Here is a 26,835-nt window from a genome sequence, read left to right as displayed (position 1 = left end):
TACGTGATACGCTTTTTGGTCAAGCATCCCGTCTCCGTCATCATGTCCTTCCTCCTATGTTTCATATTAGGAGTGGCGGCTTATTTCTTCTTGCCGGTTTCCCTACTTCCGGACATCGCTATTCCGGAGATAACCGTCAGGATTGACAGCCCGGGACATTCGGCAAGAGAGATAGAAGACGCAGCAGTCAGCCCACTACGCAACCGCCTGCTCCAAGTGGGTGGGCTGTCGGACATCAGGAGCGTAAGCAGGGATGACCATGCTTTCATTTGCTTAAGGATGAATTACGGAGTGGATACGGATCTTGCCCTGATCGAAGTGAACGAGAAAGTGGATGCAGCTATGGGTGCACTCGGCAACAGGATCAAGCGTCCCGTTGTGCTCAAAGAAAATGCCTCGGACATCCCCGTTTTCTACCTGAATATATCCTTGCGCGATGACGCTGACGAAGAAGTCGGATTCCAACAGCTAAGCGAGTTCGTGGAAGAAGTGGTTCGCCACCGTTTGGAGCAGCTCCCCGAAGTAGCCATGACGGATATGACCGGCACCGTAAGCAGAGAACTGAGGATCATCCCGGATCGTCCGAAACTGCTCTCTCTCGGCTTTACCCTTAGCGATATAGAGAGGGCTATAAGAGGAGGCAATATCTCTGCCACGCAGATGCAAATAGAGGACAGGCAACTCGTTTTCAGGGTGAATCTGAACAACAAGCTCGGCAGTATCGATGACATACGTACACTATATGTCCATCATGGCGATCGCTTTGTGCCGCTGCACATGTTGGCAGACATCCGCGAAGAGGTAGCACAACCTCGTGGCTACTCCATCATAGACGGTAGGCGTGCTATTTCCCTTGCAGTGATCAAGCAGTCCGATGCCTCGATGCAGAGTTTGCGCAAGGCCGTATCGGTATTGACAGGTGAGCTGCAGGCGAAGCATCCCGATATGGTATTCGACATCAATCGGGATCAGACGGAACTGCTGGATTATACGATTTCCAATCTGTCCGGCAGTCTGCTGATCGGCTTCTTCCTTGTCTGTGCAGTGACGCTCCTGTTCATGGGAGATTTTCGCTCTTCGGCGGTGATCGGCATCAATATGTTCGTCGCGCTGGTATGCAGCCTGTTCTTCCTGTACCTCTTCGGCCGAACACTGAATATCATTTCCCTGTCGGGGCTGATCATGGCATTAGGATTGATGATAGACAACAGTATAGTCGTCACCGATACGATCACATATTACCGCCGAACGGGACTGTCTACCGAAGATGCCTGCGTGAAAGGGACAAAAGAGGTAATCACCCCACTCCTCAGTTCGGGACTCACCACCATAGCGATTTTCCTCCCCCTTGTATTTCTTAGTGGAGTGGCCGGCGTGTTGTTTCTGGACGAAGCCATAGCCGTTTCCGTCGGGCTGTTCACTTCGTACATAACAGCCATCATCCTCTTGCCGGTCAATTACAAACTATTCTATCCCTTCGCCTATCGTGATAGAAAGGAGACATTGTTGTATCGTATAACGACTGCATCCAACACGGGCCTCAATCGATTCTACGATTCGGGACACTCCTTTTTTCAGAGGCATAGCACTATACCGCTGATCTTGTTCGTGGTAGCCATACCCCTCTGCGCCGGACTTTTCTTTTTGATCGAAAAGAAACAAATGCCGGCACTCCCTCACACAGAGACAACGGCTACCATCGACTGGGGAGAACCCGTAAGCGCGCAGTTGAATAGGCAGCGTAGCGAGGAACTGCTTGCCCGGATGCAACCCTTCCTGCGTCAAGGTGCTGCCTATGCCGGGGAACAACAGTTTCTATTCAATGGCAGCCAAGACATCGCAGATACCGAAACGGTACTTCATCTCAAAGCAGAGGACGAAAAAGGCATCGAGCGAGCAGAAGCAGAACTGCGCAAGCATATCGGCGGTAAATATCCTAAGGCACAGTTAGAGATAACTCCTGCGGCATCCATATTCGACCGCATCTTCGATACTCGCGAACCCGAACTGCTTGCACGCCTTTACCCTGCTTCGAAAGAGGAACTGACTGTCGAGAAGGTGCAGCAGCTCACCCGATCGATAGGTTCAGCCACGAAGGAATCGGCTGCTCCCATCCGCATAAGCGACCAAATAGATCTGTCCATCGACATGCGTCTGCTACACCTCTACGGCATAGATATGTCATCTGTGAAGCAAGCCTTGCAGACGGCTTTTCACCAAAATGAAATCATCGAACTGACGGCTTCCAAGCAGCATCTGCCCGTCATCCTGACGGACAAATCGCAACCCATAGAGGATATTTTGCGAATGACCTTCGTTCGGGGTTTTTCCCCGGACAAGAAAAGCGAGTCCTCCATTCCACTTGCATCTCTAATGACCGTAAACCGGAGCAAAGGGCTGAAAGAGATTGCAGGAGGCAAGGGCGGTGAATATCTGCCATTGGCCTATGAGAGTCCGGACGCTCCGGAGAAAATTATGCAGCAGACCCGGGACATCATCGATAAGGAGAAAGGCTGGCATGTAGACTTCGCAGGATCATTTTTCAGCAACAGGCAAATGCTTCGAGAGCTGAGCTTCGTTTTGCTGCTCTCTCTACTGCTCATGTACTTCATTTTGGCCGCTCAGTTTGAGAGTTTGCTACAACCTGTAATCGTCCTAATGGAGATACCGATCGATATAGCTCTTACCCTGCTTGTTCTTATACTCACGGGCAATACGCTCAATCTCATGAGTGCCATCGGTATCGTAGTCGCATGCGGGATCATCGTCAATGACTCCGTTTTGAAACTAGACATGATCAATAATCTGAGACGACAGGGTATGCCCCTCCAAGAAGCCATCCATACGGCAGGAGCGAGACGGCTCCGCTCCATCGTCATGACCAGCTTGACCACAATCATTGCCCTGGTGCCCACGCTCTTCGCTTCGGACTTCGGCTCTTCGTTACAGAGACCTCTGGTTATCGCTCTTATCAGTGCCATGTTTTTCGGCACACTCGTCAGTCTTTTTGTAATTCCGCATATTTATGCTTTCATCTATAGCAAACGCTCGCATGAGATCAGTGAAGAAAAGTAAGCTCTCCCTTCTATTCCTCTTGTTTTGTACTCCGCTCTTGGCTTGGGGACAGAGGTCGGGTGTACTACAAGTAAGCATAGATGACATAGTGACAATGAGTCGACACAATACCCCCGGGGAACAGCAAGCTCGCAACCGGTTTCTGTCCGAATACTGGACATACCGCCAATTCCTTGCCAACCGAAAGCCACGGGTTTCTCTCGAATCCATACCAGTTTCTTACAGCAGGAGCTACATCAAACGATACAACTCTGCATTGAATATAGACGAATACCGCCCATCCACCACTTGGAACTCTTCGGTAGGGATCAATTTGGAGCAAAACATCGACTTCCTTGGCGGTACTTTCTCTCTCAGTAGCGATTTGTCCTACATGAAGAATATAGGAGATCCCGGCTACAAACAATACAATGCCGTTCCCGTAGCTATCAGATACAGCCAAAGCCTACTGGGATATAACGAATTCAAGTGGGAGAAAAGACTGGCTCCGCTGCGCTACAAAGAAGCTGACAAGACCTTTGTCAAAACGCTGGAAGAGAACACCTACAAGATACTGGCCGCCTACTTCGACGTAGCTATGGCAAAAGAAGAATATGCCATGGCTATGGAAAACGTGAGCAATAGCGATACGCTCTACAGACTGGGGGAAAAGCGTTTTGCCATAGCCTCCATTTCCAAATCGGACTTGCTGGCTCTCAAACTCGACAAACTCAATGCAGGCAACAGCCTGCTACATGCCCGAACGGCACTCAGAAAGAGCTATTCTTCTCTGATCAATCTATTGGGGCTGCCCGAGGATACCGAAATAGATCCGATGCTGCCTGCATCCGTACCTGAACTCAGGATCTCGCGAGAGCAGGCAATCGAATCGGCACGCAAGAACAATCCGGAGCTATTGCAGGCCACGAATAATCTGATCCGGTGTGAACAATCGGTGACAAAAGCATCATTGGAGCGATGGTTCTGTGTAGACTTATCGGCCGGTATCGGCTTCAATCAGGTGTCGGAAGCCTTCGCCGGTGTCTACAAACATCCGTTGCGACAAGACATGGTCTCCATATCTCTGAGTATTCCTCTCATCGACTGGGGCATGAAAAGAGGGAGATATAATATGGCCAAAAGCGACTACCGCGTAGCTCTATCCGACATGCGATTGAAAGAAACAGATCTCCTCCGCGACATAGCCATCACCATCGACGAGATCGAAATGGAGACCGACCTATTCAAAGCCGCAGAGGAGGCTGTGCAGCTGGCAAAGGAGTCGTACTCCTATGCCCGGGAGCGATTTGTCCTCGGCAAAGGGAGCCTGAACGATATGCTCTTGGCGCGAAGCAGAAATGCCGAAGCTCGCAAAAATGCGATTCTATCTATGAAAAACTTCTGGCTCAGCTACTACAAACTAAGGATGCTGACGCTGTATGACTTCATCGACGGACTGGATCTGACTGCACCCGTATCGGAAGAGTAGTCACCGGGCGATCGAAGAAAAGGAGAAGAGAAGAAAAAGATGAAAGAGTCTGCACGCAAAACCTCTTCATTCACCGTCATAGTCGTCTTCGTATGCTTGACGTTGATAGGACTGGCGTTGGGCAGCCTGCTTCCTGTCAAACTCCATCCGGATCACAGTATGCCGGAGCTAACGATCTCTTTCAGTATGCCGAAAGCATCGGCCGCTCTGGTGGAATCCGAACTTACCTCTCCTCTTGAAAAGGCTTTGTCCGGTGTCCCCGGTCTTACGGGCATATCCTCCCATTCGAGCGATGGGATGGGTGTGATACGGTTGAGATTCGACAAATATGCGGATATTGAAAGAGCGCGTTTCGAGGCCTCTACCCGTATCCGTTCGATCCGGTCCGAATTGCCTCATACGGCCGGCTATCCCACGATTCGCACGGGGCGCACCTCCGACCAAGATGCCAAAACCGTTCTATCCTATTCCATAGGCGCACCCCATGCCTCCTCGGATATTGAGGCAGAAGTGGAGAGACACATCCTTCCTCTGCTCAGGGAGGTGGATGGTATAAGCGACATCATTCTTACCGGCGGCCGGAAACAAGAGTATCTTTTGGCCTACGATCCCGAACAAATCAGAGTCTTAGGGATCAGTCCCGATGACATAGCTATGGCTATCGGCTCGCACTTTCGAAACGATTTCATCGGTTTGGCCGGAATACCCGACTCCGTCGGAGGAGAGAGCCATATCCGCATCCGCCTGTTAGAAGAGGCGAACGACACTTTCGATCTCTCCCGTATTTTCGTTCTTGCCAAGGACAATTCTCTGATTCCGATCAGTCGGCTGCTGACGGTAAGACAGAAAGAGATTCCCCGACGGGAATATTACAGAGTAAATGGGCTGAATAGCATCTATCTTCGAATCCTATCTTCTTCGTCCGCCAATCAGATAGCACTCTCCAAGCAAATAGACCGAATCATGGATGATACCCGAAGGGAACTTCCTCCAGGTTATCGGATAACCAAACTCTTCGATTCGGCCGAGAGTATCACCCTGGAACTGAACAATATATTTGTGCGATCCGGTATCACCATCCTCCTCCTACTGCTGTTCACACTGATCACCACGCGCAACGTGCGCTATATGGCTACGGTGACCATCAGCCTGATCGCCAACGTAGCCATAGCCTTTGCTTTCTATTACCTTTTCGGCTTGGAAATACAGCTATATACGCTTGCTGCCATTACGATCTCTTTGAGTTTTATCATAGACAACAGCATTGTCATGATCGAGCACCTCCTTCGGAGAGGCGACAGGTCGGCCATCACAGCCATATTGGCGGCTACGCTTACTACCGTCTCGGCTATGATTATCGTCTTCTTCCTGCCCGAAGCACAGCAGAAGAACCTCGGAGATTTTGCTCGCGTCATTATCATCAACCTCTGTGTATCCATCATCGTAGCTCTCTTCCTCGTTCCGGCCCTGTTCGAACGTCTCTCTTTCTCTTCCCGACGAACAAGTCGCTCCCCACAAAAGAAAGTCGGAACCATTCGTATGCTTTCGTTTTACAGCACTCTCTCCTCTTTCTTGTATCGACGCAGAAGATGGGTTTTCATCGGATTTGTCTTCCTCTTCGGTCTTCCCCTTTTTCTGCTTCCTAAAGAATTAGAGGGCGATACCGACTTAGCCCGACTATACAACGATACGATAGGCTCTACTGCTTACAGGAAAATCCGCCCCTATACTGATGTTGTATTGGGAGGATTTCTCCGCCCTTTCCTCATGCAAATATCCTCCGGATCGGAAAAGAAATGGGAGAAGCCCGTGATCCAAGTAAATGTGAAAATGCCGGCAGGCAGTACCGCCGATGCTACGAACGAGTATGTGACCAAGCTGGAACGATTCCTCGCTCAAGCCAACGGGATTTCTTACTTCGAAGCCTCGGTGACAGGGGAGAGAGCGGCATCGATCGGCATCCATTTCAAAGACAGCCACGCTCGAGGCAATTACCCTTACGATCTGCACCAAGGTCTGATCGGTCGGATATTGAGTATCGGGGGTGGTTATTGCAGGACGTATGGACTGGAAAATGTGTCTTTCAGCAACATCCGTGAGAAAGAATACGGCTCGAATGCTATCAAGCTCACGGGGTACAACTACGATGTCCTGCTCGCTCAGGCACGACTCGAAGCTACACGACTGTCCGCCAAAGCGGCAATACGCAATGTCAGCATTGCTCCGAACCGCTACTCTCTGTCCGAGGAGCAGGAGCTACACCTCAGCCCCTATGGAGGGAGTCATGCGTCTCACGGCATCAGTCCGCACGACTTGGTGGCGGCCGTCAATGAACAGAGCCGGACGGAACAGCCTCTGCCGGAAATCTTCCTTGATGGGCAGCCCGTACAATTAGCCATGGCAGCACGAACCTACCATGCCGGTAGCAAATGGATGCTGGAGAATAGCCCCTTATATGTCGGAGGCAAAACGATAAAGCTCAAAGACTATGGCGAGATGCAAGTAGTGCCACAACCGCAAGCTATCGTGAGGGAAAATAAAAACTACGTCCTGTACCTCTTGTACGATCACATGGGTACATTCAGACAATCAGAGGCTTTCAAAGAAAAGGAAATAGAAAGGCTCAATGCCGAACTACCCATAGGATACAAGGCGATGGAGCCGGAATACAAAGAATGGGAAGATGAGAGAGGAAGGTCGATTTGGGCTTTGATCGGCATTGTCGTACTGATTTTCTTCATCACGAGTATTCTGTTCGACTCTTTGTACTACGCTTGGGTCGTAGTCAGCATCATTCCCATCTCATTCATAGGCATCTTCATCGTTTTTTCGGCCTTTCGGCTTCCCTTCGAGGAGGGTGGTTTCGCAGCCATGATTCTCCTCTGTGGGATAACGGTCAATGCATCCATTTATCTGATCAACGACTATCTGCACCAGTGCCGCAAGCATCCTTCCGTCACCTTCCTCGACGCTTATAAGCGCGCCGTCTGCAACAAAACGTTCGCCATAGTGCTGACAGTAGTGTCCACTATTCTCGGCTTCGTCCCATTCGTCGTCGATCGGGGAGCTTCGCTCTTTTGGCACTCGCTTTCGATGGGGGTGATATTCGGACTGCTCTTCTCTACACTGATGATCTTCCTGATCCTGCCCTGTTTCTTAGGTCGGGATGGAAAAGTATTAAGGTAAGCACGACAAAAGACTGCTAACAGGCATTGCCATCTTCCGGCACAAACTTGCCCCGAATTGCAGGACGCTTTATCTCTATTCCGGTCGGCTCCCGCGCCGAAATTATCTCACTTATAGTCCCACAAAATGCGGCGCGTAAACTTTTCTGTTTTGGCGCGAGAAGTGAAAAGTTCTCGCGCCAAAACGAAAAAAATCTCGCGCCGTTTTTCCGGAAAACACGGACGACAATCGGAGCATTTTTGGTTCGTGTTTCCTTCATCACAGGTTGTAGGCCGGGATACCGGATCAATGGAAAGCTATGATGCTTTCAGGCCGTGCACGCTGTACTATGGTTATCCGAATAAGGCGACTCTTCCACAGAACAAGCTCACCGCTCTTAGTACTGGAACGTGATACCCAAAGTGGGTAGCAGGACGCCGGTTGACTGTTTGAGCCATTTCATTTTATATCGTTGTTCTGCGAGAGGTGCATCGGGGTTATCAATGATGCCCGTACTTAGGAGTACATCCGGTTGCTTGAGCTTGCTGACCGTTACATTCTGCAAATCGAGATAGAGACCGAGGGTACACTTATCCCAATAGAACATCTTGTCTATACGTATATCGACCTGACCGAAAGGGCGAAGACGCTCCTGATTGTATCGCGAATAGTCGAAGTAAGGTTTGCCCTGAGCATTCCAGGCCGATACAAGAGAGGATTTCTCCTCATCGTATGGAGTATAGGGCGCACCTCCGATACAACTCACTTTCATACCTATGCTCCAGTCATAGGGAAGAGTATAGGTACCTCGGAGGTTGAAGATGTAGCGGCTGTCCCACGCAGAAGGAAGATATGCCGCGGTAGCATCATTGCGGTATTCGCTCTTGAAGAGAGTAAAGGAGGAGGCCAGATTCAGTTTCTTAGCTATGATCCACTTCATCATCAGTTCCGCTCCATATGAACGTCCTTCAGCAGTAGAGACCAGTTGTTCATTGCCGACGACTCCGTAGTCATTGCCTTTGCAGTTGAGCGGAATACCGTCTACAACCGAGAGAGGCATGCGGTTATAACCTTTGTAGAAGCCCTCCATCGAAACTTCGAGGGCATTGCCTTTTCGCCAGCTAAGTCCGAGTGTTCCCTGACTGACTTTCATGTAGCGCAAGCTGCTCTTATTGGCATATTCTCCCGTCTTGTCCTTGAATCCCAAAGCCGTGTATGCAGGCAATTGGTAGAATATGCCTGCATTGCCGCTCAACGACAGTTCGCGTGTCAGGTTGTACGACAGAGAGAGGCGAGGCGATAGCTGTTTGGTCAGGTCGTTCATCAAAGATGAATAGTTGTTGGCATCGGTTCTCAAACCGAATGAAGCTGAAACGCGTCCGCCCATCATCGTCGAACTGACCGTACCGAAAAGCCCCCAGCGAACAAAGTTGAGGTTCGTATCGTAGTAATAGGTTTGTGCCTGGCCGGTAAATACGCGCTGGAAGGTAGTATTCGTGTAATGGCTGTGTTCCAAATTGGCACCGAAGTTGATCTTCCATTTTCGCAGTGTGGTCAGATTCTCGAAACGGAATTTCGTCTCCTGCTCGGAGGAGCGCAGACGAAGCATCAGATTCTCCGGAGAGCTTTCGTCGTTCTGCCAGTATTTCGTATTCCGATTGTTCATGTAGCTGTGGCTGAGAATCGCAGATCGGATGTGCACCCCTGCATAGTGGCGATAGACGGCACCCAAGGTGAATGTTTTTTGCTGGATTTTAGGGAAATAGCTCAGGATATACTCATTCTGCTCGCTATCGGCATCAGTATTGAGCTTCATATTATCCAAGCCTCCCAGTCCCAATACAGTAAGCTCGTGTGTAGCATCAAAGCGGGTTTTGAGTTTGAATTGAGCATCGGTAAAGGTCGGCAAGAAAGGCAGGCCGAGCGCATCGAACAGGAACTGGAGGTAGGATTGCCGAACAGAAACGAGATAGGATGTCTTCTGTCCGATATATCCGGTGGAAGCCAGAGAAACCTCCGATGCTCCGACTGTTGCTTTGATGGAATTGGCATCCAGCTCTCCATCTCGAAGCCTGAAGTCCAGAACCGAGCTGAGGGCATTGCTGCGCTCAGCAGGGAAGGCACCGGTATAGAATTTCACTTCCCGAATCAGGTCTGCATTCAGGATTCCGACCGGTCCTCCGGAAGCTCCCTGCGTGCTGAAGTGATTGATATTGGGAATTTCCACTCCGTCGAGGTAGTAGCGATTTTCCGAAGGAGCACCTCCACGAACAATGAGATCGTTGCGATAACCTATGGGAGAGAAGGCAACGCCGGGATACGACTGTACCACACGGGAAATATCCCTGTTGGCTCCGGGGCTTTTCTCGATCTCCTGCAATCCGATGACTCGCAGGCTGACAGGGCTTTCCGCACTACGGCGGAAAGTCGATGCCGTCACGGTGATACTCTTAAGCTCGGTCAAATCCTCTTCCATCTCCACAGAGATATTCAGATCTTTGTTGGACAACATGTATTCCGGCGTAACAACCGAAATGTAGCCTACGGCCGTAACCTGCAGAGAATAGATGCCGGGAGGAACATTCTCGATCGTAAACTTGCCCTCGGCATCGGTGATGGCACCTTTGCTCAGGCCTAAAATAATCACATTGACATACTCCAGCGGTTTTCTACTCGATTTGTCGATCACAGTCCCCCGTAACTGATGGACTTGCTGTGCTATGAGCATCGAAACGACAGAGCTCAAAAGAAAAAGAAAAATGAGAACTCTTTTCATAAATTGAAATATTGAATAGCTACAAAACTAAAAGAAAAAGATATGCCAAATAAGTCGAACGTAGTACGAATCTGTATTTTCAGATAAATAGGTGAGCAATTAAATACCTTTGTGATGAACAAGAAAGACGGAAGGATAAGACAATACAGAGGCAAAACAGAAGGAATGAAAAACAGAATACTACAGATCGTCATACTGTTATCGGTATCGATCGCTCAGGGATTTGCAGCTTGTGTGGAAAGGCTGGCGGTACGGAGCCCTTCAATGAATAAGGAGATTCCGGTACTCGTAATACTTCCGGATATAGCCTTGGCGAGCGAGGGGGGAGATTGCCCCGTGGTGTACCTGCTGCATGGTTATGGAGGAAATGCCGAAACGTGGATCAATATAAAGCCCGATCTCCCTCAGATAGCAGACCAAAAAGGTATCATCTTCGTATGCCCCGATGCCTGGAACAGCTGGTATTGGGATAGTCCGATCGATCCGGCATTCCGTTACGAGACGTTTGTCGCTTCCGAGCTGGTCGAATATGTAGACCTCCATTACAAGACCGTTACCGACAGAGAGGGTCGTGCCATCACCGGACTCAGCATGGGTGGGCACGGAGCCTTATGGATTGCCTTTCGGCATCAGGAGACGTTCGGAGCCTGTGGCAGCATGAGCGGATGTGCAGATATTCGTCCTTTCCCGAAAAACTGGGAGATAAGCAGACGGCTTGGCTCTTTGGCCGAGAATCCGAAGCTATGGGATGAGTACACTGTGATCAACAACCTCGACAGTTTGAGAAGCGAAGCACTTGCTATCCTAATAGATTGCGGAGTGGAGGATTTCTTTCTGGATGTCAACAAAGAGCTGCATGCTTCGCTTTTGACAAGGCAAATCGATCATGATTTTACCATCCGCCCGGGAGGGCACAACAGAGCCTATTGGCACAATGCCATAGATTATCAGATCTTATTTTTCGAAAAATACTTCCGCCGGTACAGCGAACAGCAGGTAGAATAAGGTCAAAAAAAGGATATTGGCAAAGCCCACTGCCTCTCAATTCGTGAGAGCAATGCACTCCGTACCGGGGAACAGAAGAAGATCGTCCAAAGAATAGACACGCCGCCCTGCTACAGAGGTGGAAGGACGAATCGGCAGCAGAGAATCCGCTTTGAGCAAAGCGGCAGCCACTAATTCGCTACAGTACAGCTCGGCATCGGAGGCCGAGTCAAAAGCAAAATCGAAAGGAACTTGACGTTCGCGATAGTCGAGAGCAGCTCTGACAAAGTGCGACAGGACGGAATCAGGAAGATGGAGACGATAGATACCTGCACGCCGCGAATGTGCAAGGAATGACGAAAGGGATTCCAAGGCGACTCCCCCATGTCCACTGCTCGGATCTTCTTCGGTATGGATTACCGAACAACTATCCGTACCGGTATAAAGAATGATGCCGATATGGCTATATTCTTGTGCCGAAGAAGCCTTTTTCCTGAAAAGACCAGAATACCACGAAGTGCCTAAGCGACAAATGAGGTCGCCATCGCGCAAATCCGTTTCCTCGGGGAAGGCAGGTACAAAAAGCCTTTCCTTCCTGCCCTGTGAGCATGCACTCAGACAGAGCAGGAAAGAAAGGGAGAGAATGCATCGGGTAACGAATGCGTTAAGATGCAAAACTGTAAATCCGAAGGGAGGCTTATTTCCCGATCGCTTCATCGACAAGCCATTTGTTGTCGATATTCACCACATGCACCGTGGTTGTATCATCTTCGAAATCCAGATAGGTGACCCAAGCTTCCTTGTTAACAATGCTATCCTTGATGAAGGTGAATTTGTAGTTCGGTTTGGCTTCTCCGCCCAAAGCACTATACAGATCGACAAGTTTATTTGTGCGTTCCGTACAATACTTCTTGGCCTCTTCATATTTCTGTTTGGCCATGTTCTCCGAAAAGTTCTTTACAGCATCTTTCGGGCCGGAGGAAGAACAGCCGGCCATGAGGGCAGCGGCAAGTAATGCCGCTCCGATTTTCCAAGTTTTCATATTCTAATACGCTATGTTCTTAGTGTTAGTTTCCTAACAAAGGTAGGAAATATCCCTATCTCCGTACTCGAGGTGGAACTTAATGATCGTCCGGAAAAGTCCGGAAGGCAAGATGAGGCAGCTAGAAAGTGGAGGCAAAATCAAGTGAAATATGGTTCCAAAAAATCTGAAAAATCGAACCAAAACAAAAACGTTTACGCTCGGGAATTTTTTCCTTTTGGCGCGACTTTCAAAAAACTACCAAGCCATATTTTTAGGGATGTATTTCGATTGTTTTTCGGCGCATGAAAAGGAAAAATGAACTGTTCCCTTTCCCCTTTGCTCTTTTTCGTCTCCCGGACGACACCGAAGGGGCGTAGAGCTTTCGTATCGGACGTATCCGAATAGAGAAATTAATCACTTTGGTTTTGTTTAAACTACTTGGTGGCAGAGTCGAATGATATAAATATGCAATTATGAGCAGTTAACTAAAACAGAATTGTTGACTAAAATTCTCTGTCAATGCAATTGAATAAATTCATTTTTTACCTTTGTGGGACACAAATATTATTTAGCTCTTTAATAATGATTTAACAATGAGATTTACACAATTACGTTCTTTCAGATCTGCATGGCTAATGGCATCTGTAGTACTTTTATCCATTTGCAGACTTTCCGCCCAACCCTATCCTAGTAACAGTTACAAACTCTCTGAAGATGGCACTATCCTTATTAAGTGGCTTGGCTCAGAGACAAGTATTGATATGACAGCGGATCCCAAACTCTCAAGAGTTCAGATAATAGGAGATAGAGCATTCAATCTAAAAAACAGTCTAACAAGCATAACTCTATCCCTTTCTCTGATATCAATTCAAGAGTATGCTTTTAACATGTGTAGTAATTTGAAAAGTGTTGCCTTTCCTCCTGCTCTGCAAACAATAGGAGATAGGTCATTTTTTCTTTGCTCCGAACTAACAGACATTGATTTACCTAACTCTATTACGACGATTGGAGCGTCTGCTTTCCATTTTTGTTCAGATCTAACAAGGGTTGATCTGCCAAAATCATTAACAAAAATTGGCAAAATGGCTTTCTATGGGACTGGCTTAACCTCCGTTACACTTCCTGAATCATTAAAACTAATAGAAGAAAGTGCTTTTGCAATGTGTCCTATTCAGGAGGTAGAATCATATGCACTTGTGCCCCCAGAGGCAAAAATTTATTTTTTTTATTGGCATACTCTCCAAACAGCCCCTCTGAGGGTTCCGGAAAAAAGCCTTCATGCATACAAAACAACAGAACCATGGAGTAAATTCAAGACAATTGAACCTCTGCCTGCTTCCAGTTTATCTGATTTGCCTGCAAGCTTATTTGAAGTTTATCCAATTCCTGCTAAAGGTACATTGAAGGTAGAGGTCGCAGAAGAATTTATAGGGAAAACGGTTTTTCTATATGATATGACTGGTAAGTTGCTACTGGAAATAGACCTTAACAGCTTGTGTACAAGTATTGATGTGAGTTTTCTCCCCTCTGGGACCTATCTGTTGAAAACAGATAAGGTCTTAAAAAAGGTGGCGATACATTAATACAAAACATAACACAGAAATAAGTGATACGCTTATTTTGAGAATATCTAGATGATTTCTTTCTATTTCTGGCGTTTGATTTTGTCTTTTAATTTTCATTCCGTAGATTTATTTGGCCAATTCAATCAGGAGTTTATAAGCTCTATAGCCTAAATTTTCACAATAGGAACTTAACCAAGTGAATTCTGTTTAAACACAAGAGACGAGAACCTGTCGGATGGTGCGAATATGCAATCATATGTGTGCCGATCGAACAGAATCATCAACTTAAAACAGTCAATTATGAAGACAAAAAGATTTTTTCTATTGGCGATCATTGCGCTATGCGCCATGCAGGCCTCGCTGGGACTTGACCTTCAAAAGCGTGTCAAAGGGAACGAGCAAGTCGTAACGGAAGATCGTTTGGCAGAAGCTTTCAACGGCCTTTTCGCATCGGGCAGTATCGACATTCAGATCAAATACTCTTCGATACAAGCACCCCTCCGCATAGAAGCCGAATCGAATATCGTTCCCCTGATCAAAACGAGTGTAAAGAAAGGGATCCTATACATCGAATTCGAGAAAAGACGTTCCATATCGCCCAATGGACCAGTACGGGTCATTATCAGCGTGCCGGAGCTAAAAACGATTACGCTGGACGGTAGCGGCAATTTGATTTTCGGATCGGGCTTTGACCAATCCTCCCTCGAAGCGACCCTTAATGGAAGCGGAAGCATAAACTTCATCGACACAAAAGTGGAGCAGTTGGACATCACGGTCAATGGCAGTGGCGACCTTCGCGGCAGCATTTTTGCCTATAAGGACATACGCATGAACCTGAAAGGATCCGGTAATATCATCCTTTCCGTCGGTGACACCAAGACGATTCGGGCTAATATGAAAGGTAGCGGAGGTATTCAGCTCACCGGAAAAGCTTCGAACACGACGCTTAGGAGTTCAGGAAGCGGAATGTTCGACTGCCAGAGCCTGACGACAGACCATGCCGATATAAAAATGAGCGGAAGCGGCGGTGGCCGCCTTAGTGTGACCAAGAAAATCAGCGTCAATCTATCAGGATCCGCCGGCTTCACCTGCCATGGAAAGGCCAAGATTGGCTCTTACAAAATCGGGCGCTCCTCTTCATTCAGGATGCAATCGTAAGTCGTTACCTCTTAGCCCAATAGCTACTTACGCCCTCGCTAGATTAGGGTAAGGACGAAGAGCCGGAAAGAGTCAGGTTGCAGTTTTTGCTTCCTGACTCTTCTTTTTGTGTTTAGTTCATGATGAGAATGAAGAAGGAATGATTTTCCCCTTTTGGACGTAATCTTTTTGCTTGTGTTCGGATGAGAGATTGAGAAAAAGCGGCCCGGGATGTAACATTTCGAGGACTTGTTCGTCTTACTCATAGAACGACTAACTAAAAACTAATTGATCATGTGGACAAAAAGACTTCTCTTTCTTCTGATGACGGCAGCAAGCTTCAGCTTTGCTTCTGCTCAGTTCCTGTCATGGAAACGCATCAAGGGTAATAAAAAAGTACAGATAGAAGAGCGACATATAGACCGATTCGATCGGCTTATTGTCAAGGGTAGCATGGAGGTAAAGGTACAGCAAGGGCCATCGGCGCAGCCCCTGACAGTAGAAGCAGAGTCCAACATCCTACCGCTGGTAGTGACCGCGGTAGAAGATGGTGTGCTCATCATCAAAATGAAATCGACGGCATCTATCTCCATTAATAAGGGTGTCCGAATCAGAGTGACTACTCCACATCTCACAGAAGCAGAGTTGCACGGAAGCGGCGACATTATTTTCTCCGGTTTGTTCCGCCAGCCATCCCTGCGAATCGGACTGTTCGGAAGCGGCGACATCACTTTTGCCAATGCTACGATAGCTAACGATCTAGACATCAGTCTTAGGGGAAGCGGCGATGTGCGGGGCAAAATCTTTACCGGTATGAATGCTGTCCTTTCTCTGACCGGTTCGGGTGACATAGACGTTTCGCTGGGCCTTCCTCAAAGTGTTCGGGCCAATCTCAGCGGAAGCGGAGATGTCAAGATAAAAGGGGAGACGGCTTATGCTGCACTCCAATGCAATGGAAGCGGAGACCTCGAGTGTCGCCATCTCCTTGCTCGCCAAGCCGACGTGAGGATCCATGGTAGTGGCGATGGTAAACTCGCAGTTGCCGAAAAATTGGATATCAACCTGTCAGGATCGGCCGGTTTCGTATGCTATGGTCGGCCTGCGATCGGTGTGTACCGGGTCAGTCGCTCTTCCTCTTTTAGCACAGTCCCTTGAAGGAAATAATAGCACCATAGTTTAGAACTTTTCATAGACGCGAGCAGCAATAGGGCGAGGTACTCCTTCGGAGAGTATTCTCGCCCTTGCTTCATTCGGATAGGATAGCGATCGATTTTAGGACTTAAAAGGATAATGGGATAAGAATATTTTTATCTTTGCGACTCAACTTAGCCAGAAAAAATGCTCCGCAATGCCATAGCTTTGTGCTAAATATAAGCACCTTTTTCCCGCAAAAGGATACCGGGAGCATATAAACAACAACTATAATTATCCTATTTATGAAGAAAAAGAACTTTTTGTTTCTTGGCATTTTTGTTGCCTTGCTGACTTTCATCGGCAGCATGCATGCACAACAGGCCAAAGATTATTTCAATTTTGAAGAACGGGGCGAAGCCTACTTCTCATTCAAAGTGTCTGATAGGGCCGTTCTACAAGAGCTGGCTCTGATCATGTCCATCGACGAGTTTGACCCCGTAACCAATGAAGCCATTGCCTATGCCAGCGAAGAGGAGTTCGAGGCATTCCTGCGCTATGGGCTCAAGCCTACATTCTTGACTCCTCCATCCATGCAGCGCGCTGTCGAGATGTTCGACTACCGCTCAGGAGAAAAATACGAATGGAATGCTTACCCCACCTATGAAGCCTATATCAGCATGATGGAAGAGTTCCAAACAAAGTATCCATCACTTTGTACTACTTCCGTCATTGGCAAGTCCGTGAAGGATCGTAAACTGATGATTTGCAAGCTGACGTCCTCTGCCAATACAGGGAAAAAGCCTCGCGTGCTCTATACTTCTACGATGCACGGAGACGAAACGACCGGATATGTGGTACTGCTCCGACTCATAGACCATCTGCTGTCGAACTACGAATCCGATCCGAGGATTAAGAACATTCTGGATAAAACGGAAGTATGGATCTGCCCTTTGACCAACCCCGACGGAGCATACAGAAAAGGAAATCATACAGTCCAGGGTGCTACTCGCTACAATGCAAACAATGTCGATTTGAACCGTAACTTCAAGGATGATGTAGCCGGCGATCACCCCGATGGAAAACCCTGGCAGCCGGAGGCAATCGCATTCATGGATTTGGAAGCGAGGGTTCCTTTTGTTCTTGGCACCAATATACATGGCGGTACTGAGGTGGTAAACTATCCATGGGATAATAAAAAAGAAAGACATGCAGACGATGAGTGGTACAAACTGATCAGTCGCAACTACGCAGCCGCTTGTCAGAGTATTTCCCCCGGCTACATGACCTCCGAAACCAATTCGGGAATCATCAACGGTTCAGACTGGTATATGATTCGAGGAAGCCGTCAGGACAATGCGAACTATTTCCATCGCCTGCGAGAAATTACCCTTGAAATCAGTGACACCAAATTGGTGCCGGCCTCTCAACTTCCAAAGTATTGGAACTACAACAAGGAAGCACTGCTCGCATTGATCGAAGAGGCTATGTACGGGATACATGGTACAGTGACTTCCGCCGCGAACGGACAGCCTCTCAAATGCCAGATCATGATAGAAAACCATGACAAGCGCAACTCCGATGTATATTCGGACGCTACCACGGGCTACTACGCACGTCCTATCAAAGCCGGTACTTATACGGTGAAATACAAAGCCGAGGGTTATCCTGAAGCGACCCGTACCATTACTATCAAAGACAAAGAGACCGTCATCATGGACGTTGCATTGGGTAACTCGGCTCCTCTGCCCGTACCTGATTTCACTGCTTCTCCTATGACCATCTCGGTAGGCGAAACCGTCCAATTCCAGGATCTAACGACAAATAACCCCACGAATTGGGAGTGGACGTTTGAAGGCGGACAGCCTGCCATGAGTACAGAGCAGAATCCGCTCGTGTCCTATAATCATCCCGGTCAGTACGATGTTACGCTCAAAGTGTGGAATACAAGTGGTTCCAACACGATTACGAAAGAAAAATTCATTACTGTCAATGTCGTTATGCCTGTAGCTGAATTCGTCGGTACCCCGACGGAAATAGAAGAGGGTCAGACGGTATCTTTCCAAAACCAATCCACCAATGCTACCAACTACGTATGGATATTCGATGGCGGCACTCCCGCTACCAGTGAAGAAGAAAACCCGACTGTGCTTTACAGCAAAGCCGGCCAATATGATGTAACCCTCAAGGCCATCAATCCTTCCGGTGAAACAGTGAAGAAGAAGCCCAAATACATCAAGGTCAAGAAAGCTCCGGTCCCTGCTCCGGTAGCCAACTTCGAAGGAACGCCTCGAAAAATAAAGAAAGGAGAGACAGTTTCTTTCAAAGACCTTTCCACGAACAATCCCACATCGTGGCTTTGGGTGTTCGAAGGCGGTTCTCCTGCCACCAGTACAGAGCAAAATCCGGTGATCACCTACAATGAAACAGGTAAGTACGATGTACAGCTGACGGCTACCAACGAGGGCGGAAGCAATGTAAAGAAAGCAGAAGACTACATCGAGGTTATCGTTAACGACGCCATTCAGGACGTAGTGGCGAAAACCGGTATCATCATCCGTCCGCAAAACGGAACGAAGCAAATCGTCATAGAGGCTAACACTCCTATCAAAGCGATTGTTCTCTACGATATTAACGGACGAACTGTGCTCAAAACCAACCCCAACGAGCTTCGCTCGACGATAGATCTGTCAGCACTGTCTGAAGGTATCTACACCATCAGCATCAAGACGAAGAAAGCGACTCGCACGGAAAAGATCCATATCGGATAATCCGAAAAGCCTCCATACGAGAAAGGGATGCCCGGCCGGGCATCCCTTTTCTTTTGTCTTCGTGTGAACATATCCGGCATTATTCGGCCGATGTAGGGTAGAGCAGATACTTCTTTCGCATTTTGCGGTATTTGTCGAGATCCGGTTGCCATGAGGCTCTGATCCGCTCCTCTGTCCAGCCTTTTTCGATCTGCTGAGCCAACTCTTTCGTTCCGGCCAGAAGGTTGAACATCTGTCTCCTGTTTACCAATTTTATCCCCTCCTGCTGAGCAGTCCGATAGTAACGGATCAGCAGCTGTAGAGACAAGCCCTGCGGAGCTTTTTCACTCCGGAGATCCACTCCGTAACAGCTTCTTCCTTTATAGAGAGGATCACTATCCATACCGCGAATAGGTCGTGGGACGAAAACAAAAGACCCGAACCTTTTATTCGGATAACCCAAAACTTCAAAAGGGAAATCCGTACCTCGCCCGACACTCATGATCGTAGCCTCGAACAGGCAGAGCGAAGGATACCAAGCTATGGCATTGGCCGTCGGCAGATTGGGACTCGGCTTCACCGGCAAGGTGTACTCCTGTCCATGCTTCCAGCCCAGCATCGGAACCACTGTCAGATCGCACTTCATTCCCTTCCTGCCCAGCCAGCCCTCGCCGTTGATCATATCGGCCAGCTCTCCTATCGTCAGTCCATGAAGAATAGGCAGCGGATCCACTCCGACAAACGAACGGCAATCATCTTGCAAGATGGGACCATCCACATAGTCGTTCGGATTAGGCCGATCGGTAACGATCAGCTTTTTCTGCTCCTCGGCACAAGCTTCCATCACATAGTGCAGCGTACTGATATAAGTAAAGAAGCGAGTGCCGACATCCTGCATATCGAATAGCAGCACATCGACGTCGGCCAACATTCGAGGAGTAGGCTTCTTATTTTTGCCGTAGAGCGAAACGATAGGGATTCCCGTCCTGACATCCCGTTCATCCTTGACCGCTGCCCCGGCATCGGCATCTCCACGGAAGCCGTGTTCAGGCCCTAAGACCTTGACGATATTGACTCCCTGCCGAAGCAGATTGTCAAGAAGATGTTCACGTTCCATCCCCACTACGCTCGTAGCATTAGCCACCAATGCCACGCGCTTGCCTCTGAGAAGAGGCAGGAGCAGCTCTGTCCTCTCCGCACCGACAACCACTCGCACCTCCTCTCCCGGAGTTGGCACTGAAATCTCCGGCTCCGAATCAGCAGTCTGACTCCCGACCTCCTCACTCCTCGATGAATGCGCTGCCCCTGCAACTTGGCAACCGGTATAGGCCGAAAACGACATTAGCCCGCTGATGCAGGCTAATACGATAGAATATTTCCGGGAAAAGCGAGGGATCATTTGCCTTCGTTTACTCTTCGATGATCTTCCAAGAAAGCTTTCAATCCACTATCCGTAAGAGGGTGCTTGAGCAGACCCTTGATGGCGTTGAGCGGACAGGTAGCCACATCGGCACCGGCTTCGAGGCACTGAATAATGTGCTGCGTATGGCGGATGCTGGCAGCAAGTACCTCCGTCTCGTAACGATAGAATCCGAACATCGCTACGATATTCTCCACCAGCTTGACGCCATCGCTGGCGATGTCGTCCAATCGGCCGACGAACGGCGACACATACGAAGCTCCGGCTTTGGCGGCGAGCAGGGCCTGGCCTACGGTAAAGACGAGCGTACAGTTGGTACGAATACCCTTATCGCTGAAGTATTTGATAGCCTTGATACCTTCGGCCGTGCAAGGCACCTTAACCACGATCTGCGGATGCAGAGCGGCCAACTCCTCGCCCTCGCGAATCATACCTTCGTAGTCCGTAGCTATCACTTCGGCACTCACATCTCCATCGACGATCTCACAGATAGCCAAGTAGTGCCTCATGCAATTATCCTTCCCACTAATACCCTCTTTCGCCATCAGAGACGGATTGGTAGTAACGCCGTCCAAGACACCCATGTCGTTCGCCTCGCGAATCTGATCCAAATTAGCTGTGTCGATAAAGAATTTCATCGCTGTATCCTCTTTGTTAGATATTGATATTTAGTTTTTACAACTGCCCCAAAGGTAGGCATTTTTGGCCTACACGCCGAGGTGTCCGCCATGTGTCTGTAGTTACCGATGGCAGGTATACAGCTTTTCTCTATGTCGTTCGAGAAAAAACAGGGATATGGCTCCCAAAAACGTGGCGCGAGAAAAATTTTGTTTTGGAGCGAGAAGTAAAAATTTTTGGAACCAAAGCGAAAAATTTGTCACGCGTGTTTTCGCCAAAACACGCACCACAATCCGACCGTTTTCGGCTCGTAATCTGCCGACAGCAGGAAACTCTTTTCATCGGTTCGAGTAGCCCCTTGTAAGAAAAAAGGCTATGCCCAAAAGGAAAATAGGGTTCGGATTTATTACCGGTTACGGCGCGGAATACTCTGTTCTCTTTATTATCTTTGTCGGAAGCCTGACCTTTTTAATCCTTGCAGGCAATCCTAATAATGAAGATACTACCACACGTTACCAACGAAACGGCTCCCTTGCGCACCGTCGTACTGGGGTTGCCGGATTCGACCGGCGGAGCACCTGCTCTCGCCGATACTTACGATGCCAAGAGCTATGAATCCGTGCTACGGGGCACTTATCCTTCGGACGAGAATATCAAGATAGAGATGGATGCCGTACTCGATGTATTGGTACGTCATGGCATAGAGGTGCTCCGTCCCGAGCCGATAGAAAACTACAACCAGATATTTGCCCGCGATGTGGCTTTTGCCATCGACGACAAACTCTTCGTCTCGAACCTGATAGCCGATCGTGCCCGCGAGTCCGAAGCCTTTTCGCCCATTTGGGATTGTGTCGGAGAGAGCCATCTGGTACACCTTAGCGAAGACATTCATGCCGAAGGGGGAGACATCCTGCTATATGATGATATCCTTTTCATTGGCACCTATCTACAGAAAGATTATCCTTCCTTCAAGACGGCCCGAACCAATGCACGGGCTGTGGACTTCTTCCGCGAATTTTTCCCTCACAAGACCATCATACCGATAGAGCTGATCAAGCACGACACCGATCCTATGCGCTCCGTGCTCCACCTCGACTGCGCCTTCCAGCCCGTAAGCCGTGGTCGCGCCATAGTCTATCGGCAAGGATTCCTGCACCCTGAGAGCTTCGGTCTGATCACGGAGATATTCGGCGGCCGGGACAACCTGTTCGAGATTACGCCCGAAGAAGCCTATATGATGAATACCAATATATTCTCCATCAGTCCCGACACAGTAATAAGCGAACGGAACTTCGTCCGTCTGAACAACCACCTGCGTGAGGCATGGGGGATGACCGTAGAGGAAGTGCCCTACGCGGAGATCTCCAAGCAGGGCGGACTGCTCCGCTGCTCCACAATGCCACTGGTGCGCGAATAAATCGACCTCTTCTCTATATAGCACACCCTACGACAGCAACTGAAGCATGGCTAAGGAGAAAACGATCTACGTCTGCCGTTCGTGCGGAACCAAATACGCCAAATGGCAAGGCAACTGCAATGCCTGTGGAGAATGGAACTGCATCGACGAGGAAAAGGTGTCGGCACCTGTATCGGGCAAGCATGCAGCCAAGAGCTTCATGCCACGGGAGCAGGACAACCGGCCAAGACTCCTGCAAGACGTGGAGTCCGGCGATGAAGAGCGCATCCGCCTCGGCGATGAGGAGTTCGACCGCGTATTGGGAGGAGGAATCGTCAAGGGAGCATTTGTCCTGCTTGGCGGTGAGCCGGGGATCGGTAAGTCCACGCTTATCCTCCAGACGGTGCTGCGTCTGCCCCGGTTGCGCACGCTCTATGTGTCGGGCGAAGAAAGTGCCCGACAGCTGAAGATGCGCGCCGAACGACTGGGGCAAGCCATGAATGAGTGCTACGTATACTGCGAAACGAATATAGAGAGGATACTCTCCCGTGCAGAAGAACTCACACCCGATCTCCTCGTGATAGACTCTATACAGACGGTCTATACCGAGGAAATGGAAAGCTCGGCCGGCAGCGTGGGGCAGATCCGTGAATGTGCCGCCTTGCTGCTCAAATACTGCAAGACTACGGGTATCCCCGTTATCGTCATCGGACACATCACCAAAGAAGGCAGCATAGCCGGACCGAAGGTGCTGGAGCATATAGTGGATACGGTGCTCCTTTTCGATGGGGACAAGCACCATCTCTACCGGATACTTCGAGGGCAGAAGAACCGCTATGGCAGCACTTCCGAGCTGGGGATATACGAGATGCGGCAAGACGGTCTGCGTGGCGTGGAGAATCCGAGCGAGCACCTCATCACACGCAACAGGGAAGACCTCAGTGGCATAGCCATAGCCGTAGCGATGGAGGGCATTCGCCCGATACTCATCGAGGCGCAGGCTTTGGTCAGCTCGGCCATTTATGCCAATCCGCAGCGTTCGGCCACGGGCTTCGACATTCGGCGGATGAATATGCTCTTAGCCGTACTGGAGAAACGTGCCGGCTTCAAGCTCATACAGAAAGATGTGTTTCTGAACATTGCCGGAGGTATCAAAATAGCGGATCCGGCTACCGATCTGGCCGTCATCTCAGCGGTGTTGGCATCGAGTCTGGACATCGTTATCCCACCGGCCGTATGCATGACGGGCGAGGTCGGACTCTCCGGAGAGATACGGCCCGTGAGTCGCATCGAACAGCGCATTACGGAAGCACGGCGCATAGGGTTCAAAGAGATATTGGTGCCGGCCGATAACTTCCGGCAGGAGGATGCCGGTCGCTTCGGTATTCGACTCGTGCCGGTCAGAAAGGTGGAGGAAGCCTTTCGCCATCTATTTTCCAAAGGAAGAGAATAGAAAGATCGGAGAGAATACATGCCAAGGAGAGCTACAATTTCCAAAAACATATAAGTAATAATGAAAGAGAACAAACTATTCCGCATCGGGATACTTGCGATCGTCGCCCTCATGCTCACAGGATGCAAGGGGAGCGACACCCATTTTATCACCGATGCAGACTTCCGCAAACAGGTGCAGGAAGATCTGAGAGTAAAACGAGAAGCTCTATCCGAAGGCAATCTCTTCGAAGTGCTGGAGCGCGATTCGCTCCGTACCGAAGAGCGCGAAGCACTGGAGTTCCTGTATGCCTACATGACACTGCCGGACATCGTGGACTACTCGGGCGACTTCTACTTGCAGAATGTACGCGAGAGCTTCCGCGCAAGGGAGGAAATGTCGTGGGGTAAGGAAGTGCCCGAACTGCTCTTCCGCCACTTCGTACTGCCTATACGCGTGAACAATGAGAACCTCGACAGCAGCCGCATGGTGTTCTATGCCGAACTGAAAGAGCGAGTGAAAGGTATGAGCATGAAGGAGGCCGCTCTGGAGGTGAACCACTGGTGCCACGAGAAGGCTACCTACAGCCCCAGCGACCCGCGTACTCGCTCTCCGCTTGCAACGGTGAAGAATGCCCTCGGACGCTGCGGAGAGGAATCCACTTTCACGGTGGCTGCCCTGCGATCGGTAGGTATTCCGGCCAGACAGGTTTATACGCCGCGTTGGGCACATACGGACGACAACCACGCATGGGTGGAGGTATGGGTAGACGGCAAATGGCACTTCATCGGAGCCTGCGAACCGGCAGCCGAGCTGAACGATGCTTGGTTCAACAGCTCCGTTGTCCGCGCCATGCTGACGCATACGCGAGTCTTCGGCCGCTACGAAGGTCCGGAGGAGAAATTGCTCCGCACGGCCAACTACACGGAGATCAACTGTATCGACAACTATGCCCCGACGGAAATGATCGAAGTCAAAGTCACCGACCGCTCCGGTGCCGTGGTGGAAGGGGCCGATATTCGTTTCTGCATCTACAACTATTCGGAGTTCTATCCCGTGGTGACGAAGCAATCCGATGCCCAAGGGCAGGCTTCCCTCCGTGTAGGTAAAGGCGACATGCTCATCTGGGCTGCCAAGGACGGACTCTTCGGCTATGCCCTGTCCAAGGCTGACGATCGCAAACCGCTGACCATCGCACTGGACAGCTTCGAAGCACAGCCCGAATGGGCCGATTTCAAAATCGTGCCACCGGCAGGGGATCCCATCCCCACGACCTGCTCTCCGCAGCAGATCAGCACGAACGATGCCCGTCTCCTGCGTGAGGATTCCATTCGCGCAGCCTACGAAGCCACATTCGCCACAGCCGAGCAGTCCGCAGCACTGGCTGCCGAGTTGGGTGTGGATGCACCTGCACTGACAGGCATCTTGCAAACGAGCCGTGGCAACCATACCGACATCGAAGGTTTCTTGCGCTCCGTAGAAGCCGGGAAAGCACGCCAAAGAGCAATGGATCTGCTACAGACCGTTTCGCCCAAGGACCTGACCGACACGCCGGAGTCGCTCCTCAAAGCACTCTTCCGCGACATGGCCGAGCCGGCTCCCGAAGCGGCAAGCGGTGAAGCGTACCGGCACCACCTGCGCTATGTGGCATCGCCCCGTATCTATACGGAGATGCTCAGCTCATTCGTCCCTGCACTCCGCGGCATCCTCTCCACAGAGGAGCAGGAATCCATGCGCCAAGATCCGGCCGAATTGGTTCGCTGGGTAAGCTCGAATATTCGTCTGGATACCCTCTACAACACACAGTACACGACCATCACTCCGGCCGGTGTATGGCGAGCCAAACGAGCAGACCTCCGCTCGATGGGAATCTTCTTCGTAGCCATGGCGCGCACGCTGGGCATACCGGCCCGGTACGATGAGGTGACGGGCAAGATCCAATACAGCAAGCAGCTGATACCACTGCGTTGGAGCGACGTGAATCTGCGTGAGAGCAAGACGGCCCTCAAGGAGCAAGGTTCGCTCGCACTGGATTATACGCCGACAGCACTGGCTCCCAACCCCAACTACTACAGCCGCTTCACAGTGGCCGAGATGCAACCCTCGGGTATCATCCGCACGCTCTATTATGATGAAAACGAGCCGACAGACCTGAAGACGCTCTTCGACCGCCCCAAGGAGATGAATGCAGGTCATTACTTCCTCGTTACCGGTACGCGTATGGCCAGCGGCAGCGTATTGTGCCGCATGAGGAAGTTCACGGTAGAAGCAGGCAAGACTACTCGCCAGCCACTCGAACTGCTACACGACTCGACCGACATTCAGGTGATCGGCTCCATCAATGCCGAACAGCTCTATCACGATCTCTCCCATACAGAAGACCGCTCGCTCCTCTCTACCACAGGACGCGGCTACTTCGCGATGGCCATACTCGGAGCCGGTCAGGAGCCTACCAACCACGCCCTGAAAGACTTGGAGAAGGTGAAAGCCGACTTCGAGCAGTGGGGACGCAAGCTGATCCTCCTCTTCCCCGATGCCGACGGATATAAACGCTACAAACCGGCAGACTTCCCCTCCCTGCCCGAGACAGCCGTATTCGGACTCGATATACAAGGCCGCAATGCTGCCATGATACGGGAGGCTGCGAACCTGCCCAATGCGACCAACCTGCCGATCGTCATCATCGCCGACTCGTTCGGTCGGGTCGTATTCGTCCGTCAGGGCTATACGATCGGTCTGGGCGAGCAGATGATGCAGGTGATCCGCCGCCTCTGATCCTCTACGCCATTGCTCGGTGTTTGCTGCCGGTACAGTCATCCCTCGCGATACTGTGCCGGCAGTATCTTTTTCGCCCAGGGCTATCTTTCGATAGGGTGAAAAACGTTAATTTTGCG

The 26,835-nt window shown here is 50.0% G+C and carries 20 protein-coding genes; 13 read left to right on the top strand and 7 right to left on the bottom strand.

Annotation, left to right across the window (positions count from 1 at the left end; translation table 11 throughout):
• The first annotated feature begins 3 nt into the window (after positions 1–3).
• From HQ50_RS08620 to HQ50_RS08610, 3 genes are all read left to right on the top strand, one after another.
• Positions 4–3,075 carry an efflux RND transporter permease subunit gene (locus HQ50_RS08620; protein ID WP_039429762.1) on the top strand — a complete coding sequence of 1,024 codons (3,072 nt, stop codon included), beginning with the start codon at positions 4–6 and terminating at the stop codon, positions 3,073–3,075.
• A gap of 94 nt (positions 3,076–3,169) precedes the next feature.
• Positions 3,170–4,543 carry a TolC family protein gene (locus HQ50_RS08615; protein ID WP_052074932.1) on the top strand — a complete coding sequence of 458 codons (1,374 nt, stop codon included), beginning with the start codon at positions 3,170–3,172 and terminating at the stop codon, positions 4,541–4,543.
• A 39-nt stretch (positions 4,544–4,582) separates the two neighbouring features.
• Positions 4,583–7,729, top strand: coding sequence for an efflux RND transporter permease subunit (locus tag HQ50_RS08610; RefSeq protein ID WP_152566923.1), 3,147 nt, complete (start codon positions 4,583–4,585; stop codon positions 7,727–7,729).
• Positions 7,730–7,836: 107 nt separating this feature from the next.
• On the opposite strand, the gene HQ50_RS12685 is transcribed toward HQ50_RS08610, so the two are convergent.
• Positions 7,837–7,911 (bottom strand): DUF1661 domain-containing protein, encoded by a 75-nt coding sequence (locus HQ50_RS12685; protein ID WP_235290048.1) that lies wholly within the window; start codon positions 7,909–7,911, stop codon positions 7,837–7,839.
• Between HQ50_RS12685 and HQ50_RS12680 the strand changes: the two genes are divergently transcribed.
• Positions 7,892–8,122, top strand: coding sequence for a DUF1661 domain-containing protein (locus HQ50_RS12680; protein WP_369794181.1), 231 nt, complete (start codon positions 7,892–7,894; stop codon positions 8,120–8,122). The two genes, HQ50_RS12685 and HQ50_RS12680, sit on opposite strands and share 20 nt — an antisense overlap.
• Here HQ50_RS12680 and HQ50_RS08600 read toward each other — a convergent pair.
• Positions 8,106–10,484 (bottom strand): TonB-dependent receptor, encoded by a 2,379-nt coding sequence (locus HQ50_RS08600; protein ID WP_039429757.1) that lies wholly within the window; start codon positions 10,482–10,484, stop codon positions 8,106–8,108. The genes HQ50_RS12680 and HQ50_RS08600 overlap by 17 nt on opposite strands.
• Positions 10,485–10,649: 165 nt before the next feature.
• Here HQ50_RS08600 and HQ50_RS08595 point away from each other — a divergent pair, with 165 nt between their 5' ends.
• Positions 10,650–11,489: an alpha/beta hydrolase family protein gene (locus HQ50_RS08595; protein WP_039429860.1), complete on the top strand. Its 840-nt coding sequence runs from the start codon at positions 10,650–10,652 to the stop codon at positions 11,487–11,489.
• Positions 11,490–11,525: 36 nt separating this feature from the next.
• On the opposite strand, the gene HQ50_RS08590 is transcribed toward HQ50_RS08595, so the two are convergent.
• Positions 11,526–12,185: a YiiX/YebB-like N1pC/P60 family cysteine hydrolase gene (locus HQ50_RS08590; protein WP_039429754.1), complete on the bottom strand. Its 660-nt coding sequence runs from the start codon at positions 12,183–12,185 to the stop codon at positions 11,526–11,528.
• The gene (locus HQ50_RS08585) at positions 12,166–12,510 is read right to left on the bottom strand and encodes a DUF4878 domain-containing protein (RefSeq protein WP_018965069.1); all 345 of its coding nucleotides are present in this window, start codon (positions 12,508–12,510) and stop codon (positions 12,166–12,168) included. Before HQ50_RS08585 ends, HQ50_RS08590 begins: the two co-directional genes overlap by 20 nt.
• 743 nt (positions 12,511–13,253) lie before the next feature.
• On the opposite strand from HQ50_RS08585, the gene HQ50_RS10395 reads away from it, so the two are divergent.
• From HQ50_RS10395 to HQ50_RS08565, 4 genes are all read left to right on the top strand, one after another.
• Positions 13,254–14,075: a leucine-rich repeat domain-containing protein gene (locus HQ50_RS10395; RefSeq protein WP_235317967.1), complete on the top strand. Its 822-nt coding sequence runs from the start codon at positions 13,254–13,256 to the stop codon at positions 14,073–14,075.
• A gap of 282 nt (positions 14,076–14,357) precedes the next feature.
• The gene (locus HQ50_RS08575; protein ID WP_039429752.1) at positions 14,358–15,215 is read left to right on the top strand and encodes a GIN domain-containing protein; all 858 of its coding nucleotides are present in this window, start codon (positions 14,358–14,360) and stop codon (positions 15,213–15,215) included.
• A 273-nt stretch (positions 15,216–15,488) separates the two neighbouring features.
• The gene (locus tag HQ50_RS08570; RefSeq protein WP_039429750.1) at positions 15,489–16,349 is read left to right on the top strand and encodes a head GIN domain-containing protein; all 861 of its coding nucleotides are present in this window, start codon (positions 15,489–15,491) and stop codon (positions 16,347–16,349) included.
• A 281-nt stretch (positions 16,350–16,630) separates the two neighbouring features.
• Positions 16,631–19,096 (top strand): M14 family metallopeptidase, encoded by a 2,466-nt coding sequence (locus HQ50_RS08565; protein ID WP_039429747.1) that lies wholly within the window; start codon positions 16,631–16,633, stop codon positions 19,094–19,096.
• Between the two features lie 79 nt (positions 19,097–19,175).
• Here HQ50_RS08565 and HQ50_RS08560 read toward each other — a convergent pair whose 3' ends face one another.
• From HQ50_RS08560 to HQ50_RS12675, 3 genes are all read right to left on the bottom strand, one after another.
• Positions 19,176–20,474, bottom strand: a complete 1,299-nt coding sequence (locus HQ50_RS08560) for an exo-beta-N-acetylmuramidase NamZ domain-containing protein (RefSeq protein WP_039429743.1) — start codon at positions 20,472–20,474, stop codon at positions 19,176–19,178.
• Positions 20,471–21,133, bottom strand: a complete 663-nt coding sequence (fsa, locus tag HQ50_RS08555) for a fructose-6-phosphate aldolase (RefSeq protein WP_018965075.1) — start codon at positions 21,131–21,133, stop codon at positions 20,471–20,473. Before fsa ends, HQ50_RS08560 begins: the two co-directional genes overlap by 4 nt.
• A gap of 130 nt (positions 21,134–21,263) precedes the next feature.
• The gene (locus HQ50_RS12675) at positions 21,264–21,359 is read right to left on the bottom strand and encodes a DUF1661 domain-containing protein (RefSeq protein WP_369794179.1); all 96 of its coding nucleotides are present in this window, start codon (positions 21,357–21,359) and stop codon (positions 21,264–21,266) included.
• Here HQ50_RS12675 and HQ50_RS12670 point away from each other — a divergent pair.
• From HQ50_RS12670 to HQ50_RS08540, 4 genes are all read left to right on the top strand, one after another.
• Positions 21,328–21,477, top strand: coding sequence for a DUF1661 domain-containing protein (locus tag HQ50_RS12670; protein WP_369794178.1), 150 nt, complete (start codon positions 21,328–21,330; stop codon positions 21,475–21,477). The genes HQ50_RS12675 and HQ50_RS12670 overlap by 32 nt on opposite strands.
• 129 nt (positions 21,478–21,606) lie before the next feature.
• Positions 21,607–22,530 (top strand): arginine deiminase family protein, encoded by a 924-nt coding sequence (locus HQ50_RS08550; protein WP_039429740.1) that lies wholly within the window; start codon positions 21,607–21,609, stop codon positions 22,528–22,530.
• Between the two features lie 46 nt (positions 22,531–22,576).
• Entirely contained in the window at positions 22,577–23,962 is a 1,386-nt protein-coding gene (gene radA, locus HQ50_RS08545) for a DNA repair protein RadA (protein ID WP_039425555.1), read from the top strand.
• 60 nt (positions 23,963–24,022) lie between these two features.
• Positions 24,023–26,716 (top strand): transglutaminase domain-containing protein, encoded by a 2,694-nt coding sequence (locus HQ50_RS08540; protein ID WP_039429736.1) that lies wholly within the window; start codon positions 24,023–24,025, stop codon positions 26,714–26,716.
• Positions 26,717–26,835 lie beyond the last annotated feature (119 nt).

Origin of the sequence: Porphyromonas sp. COT-052 OH4946 (assembly GCF_000765965.1) — a bacterium.
Lineage (GTDB): Bacteria > Bacteroidota > Bacteroidia > Bacteroidales > Porphyromonadaceae > Porphyromonas > Porphyromonas gulae.
This window is presented reverse-complemented; position numbering and strand designations above follow the sequence as displayed.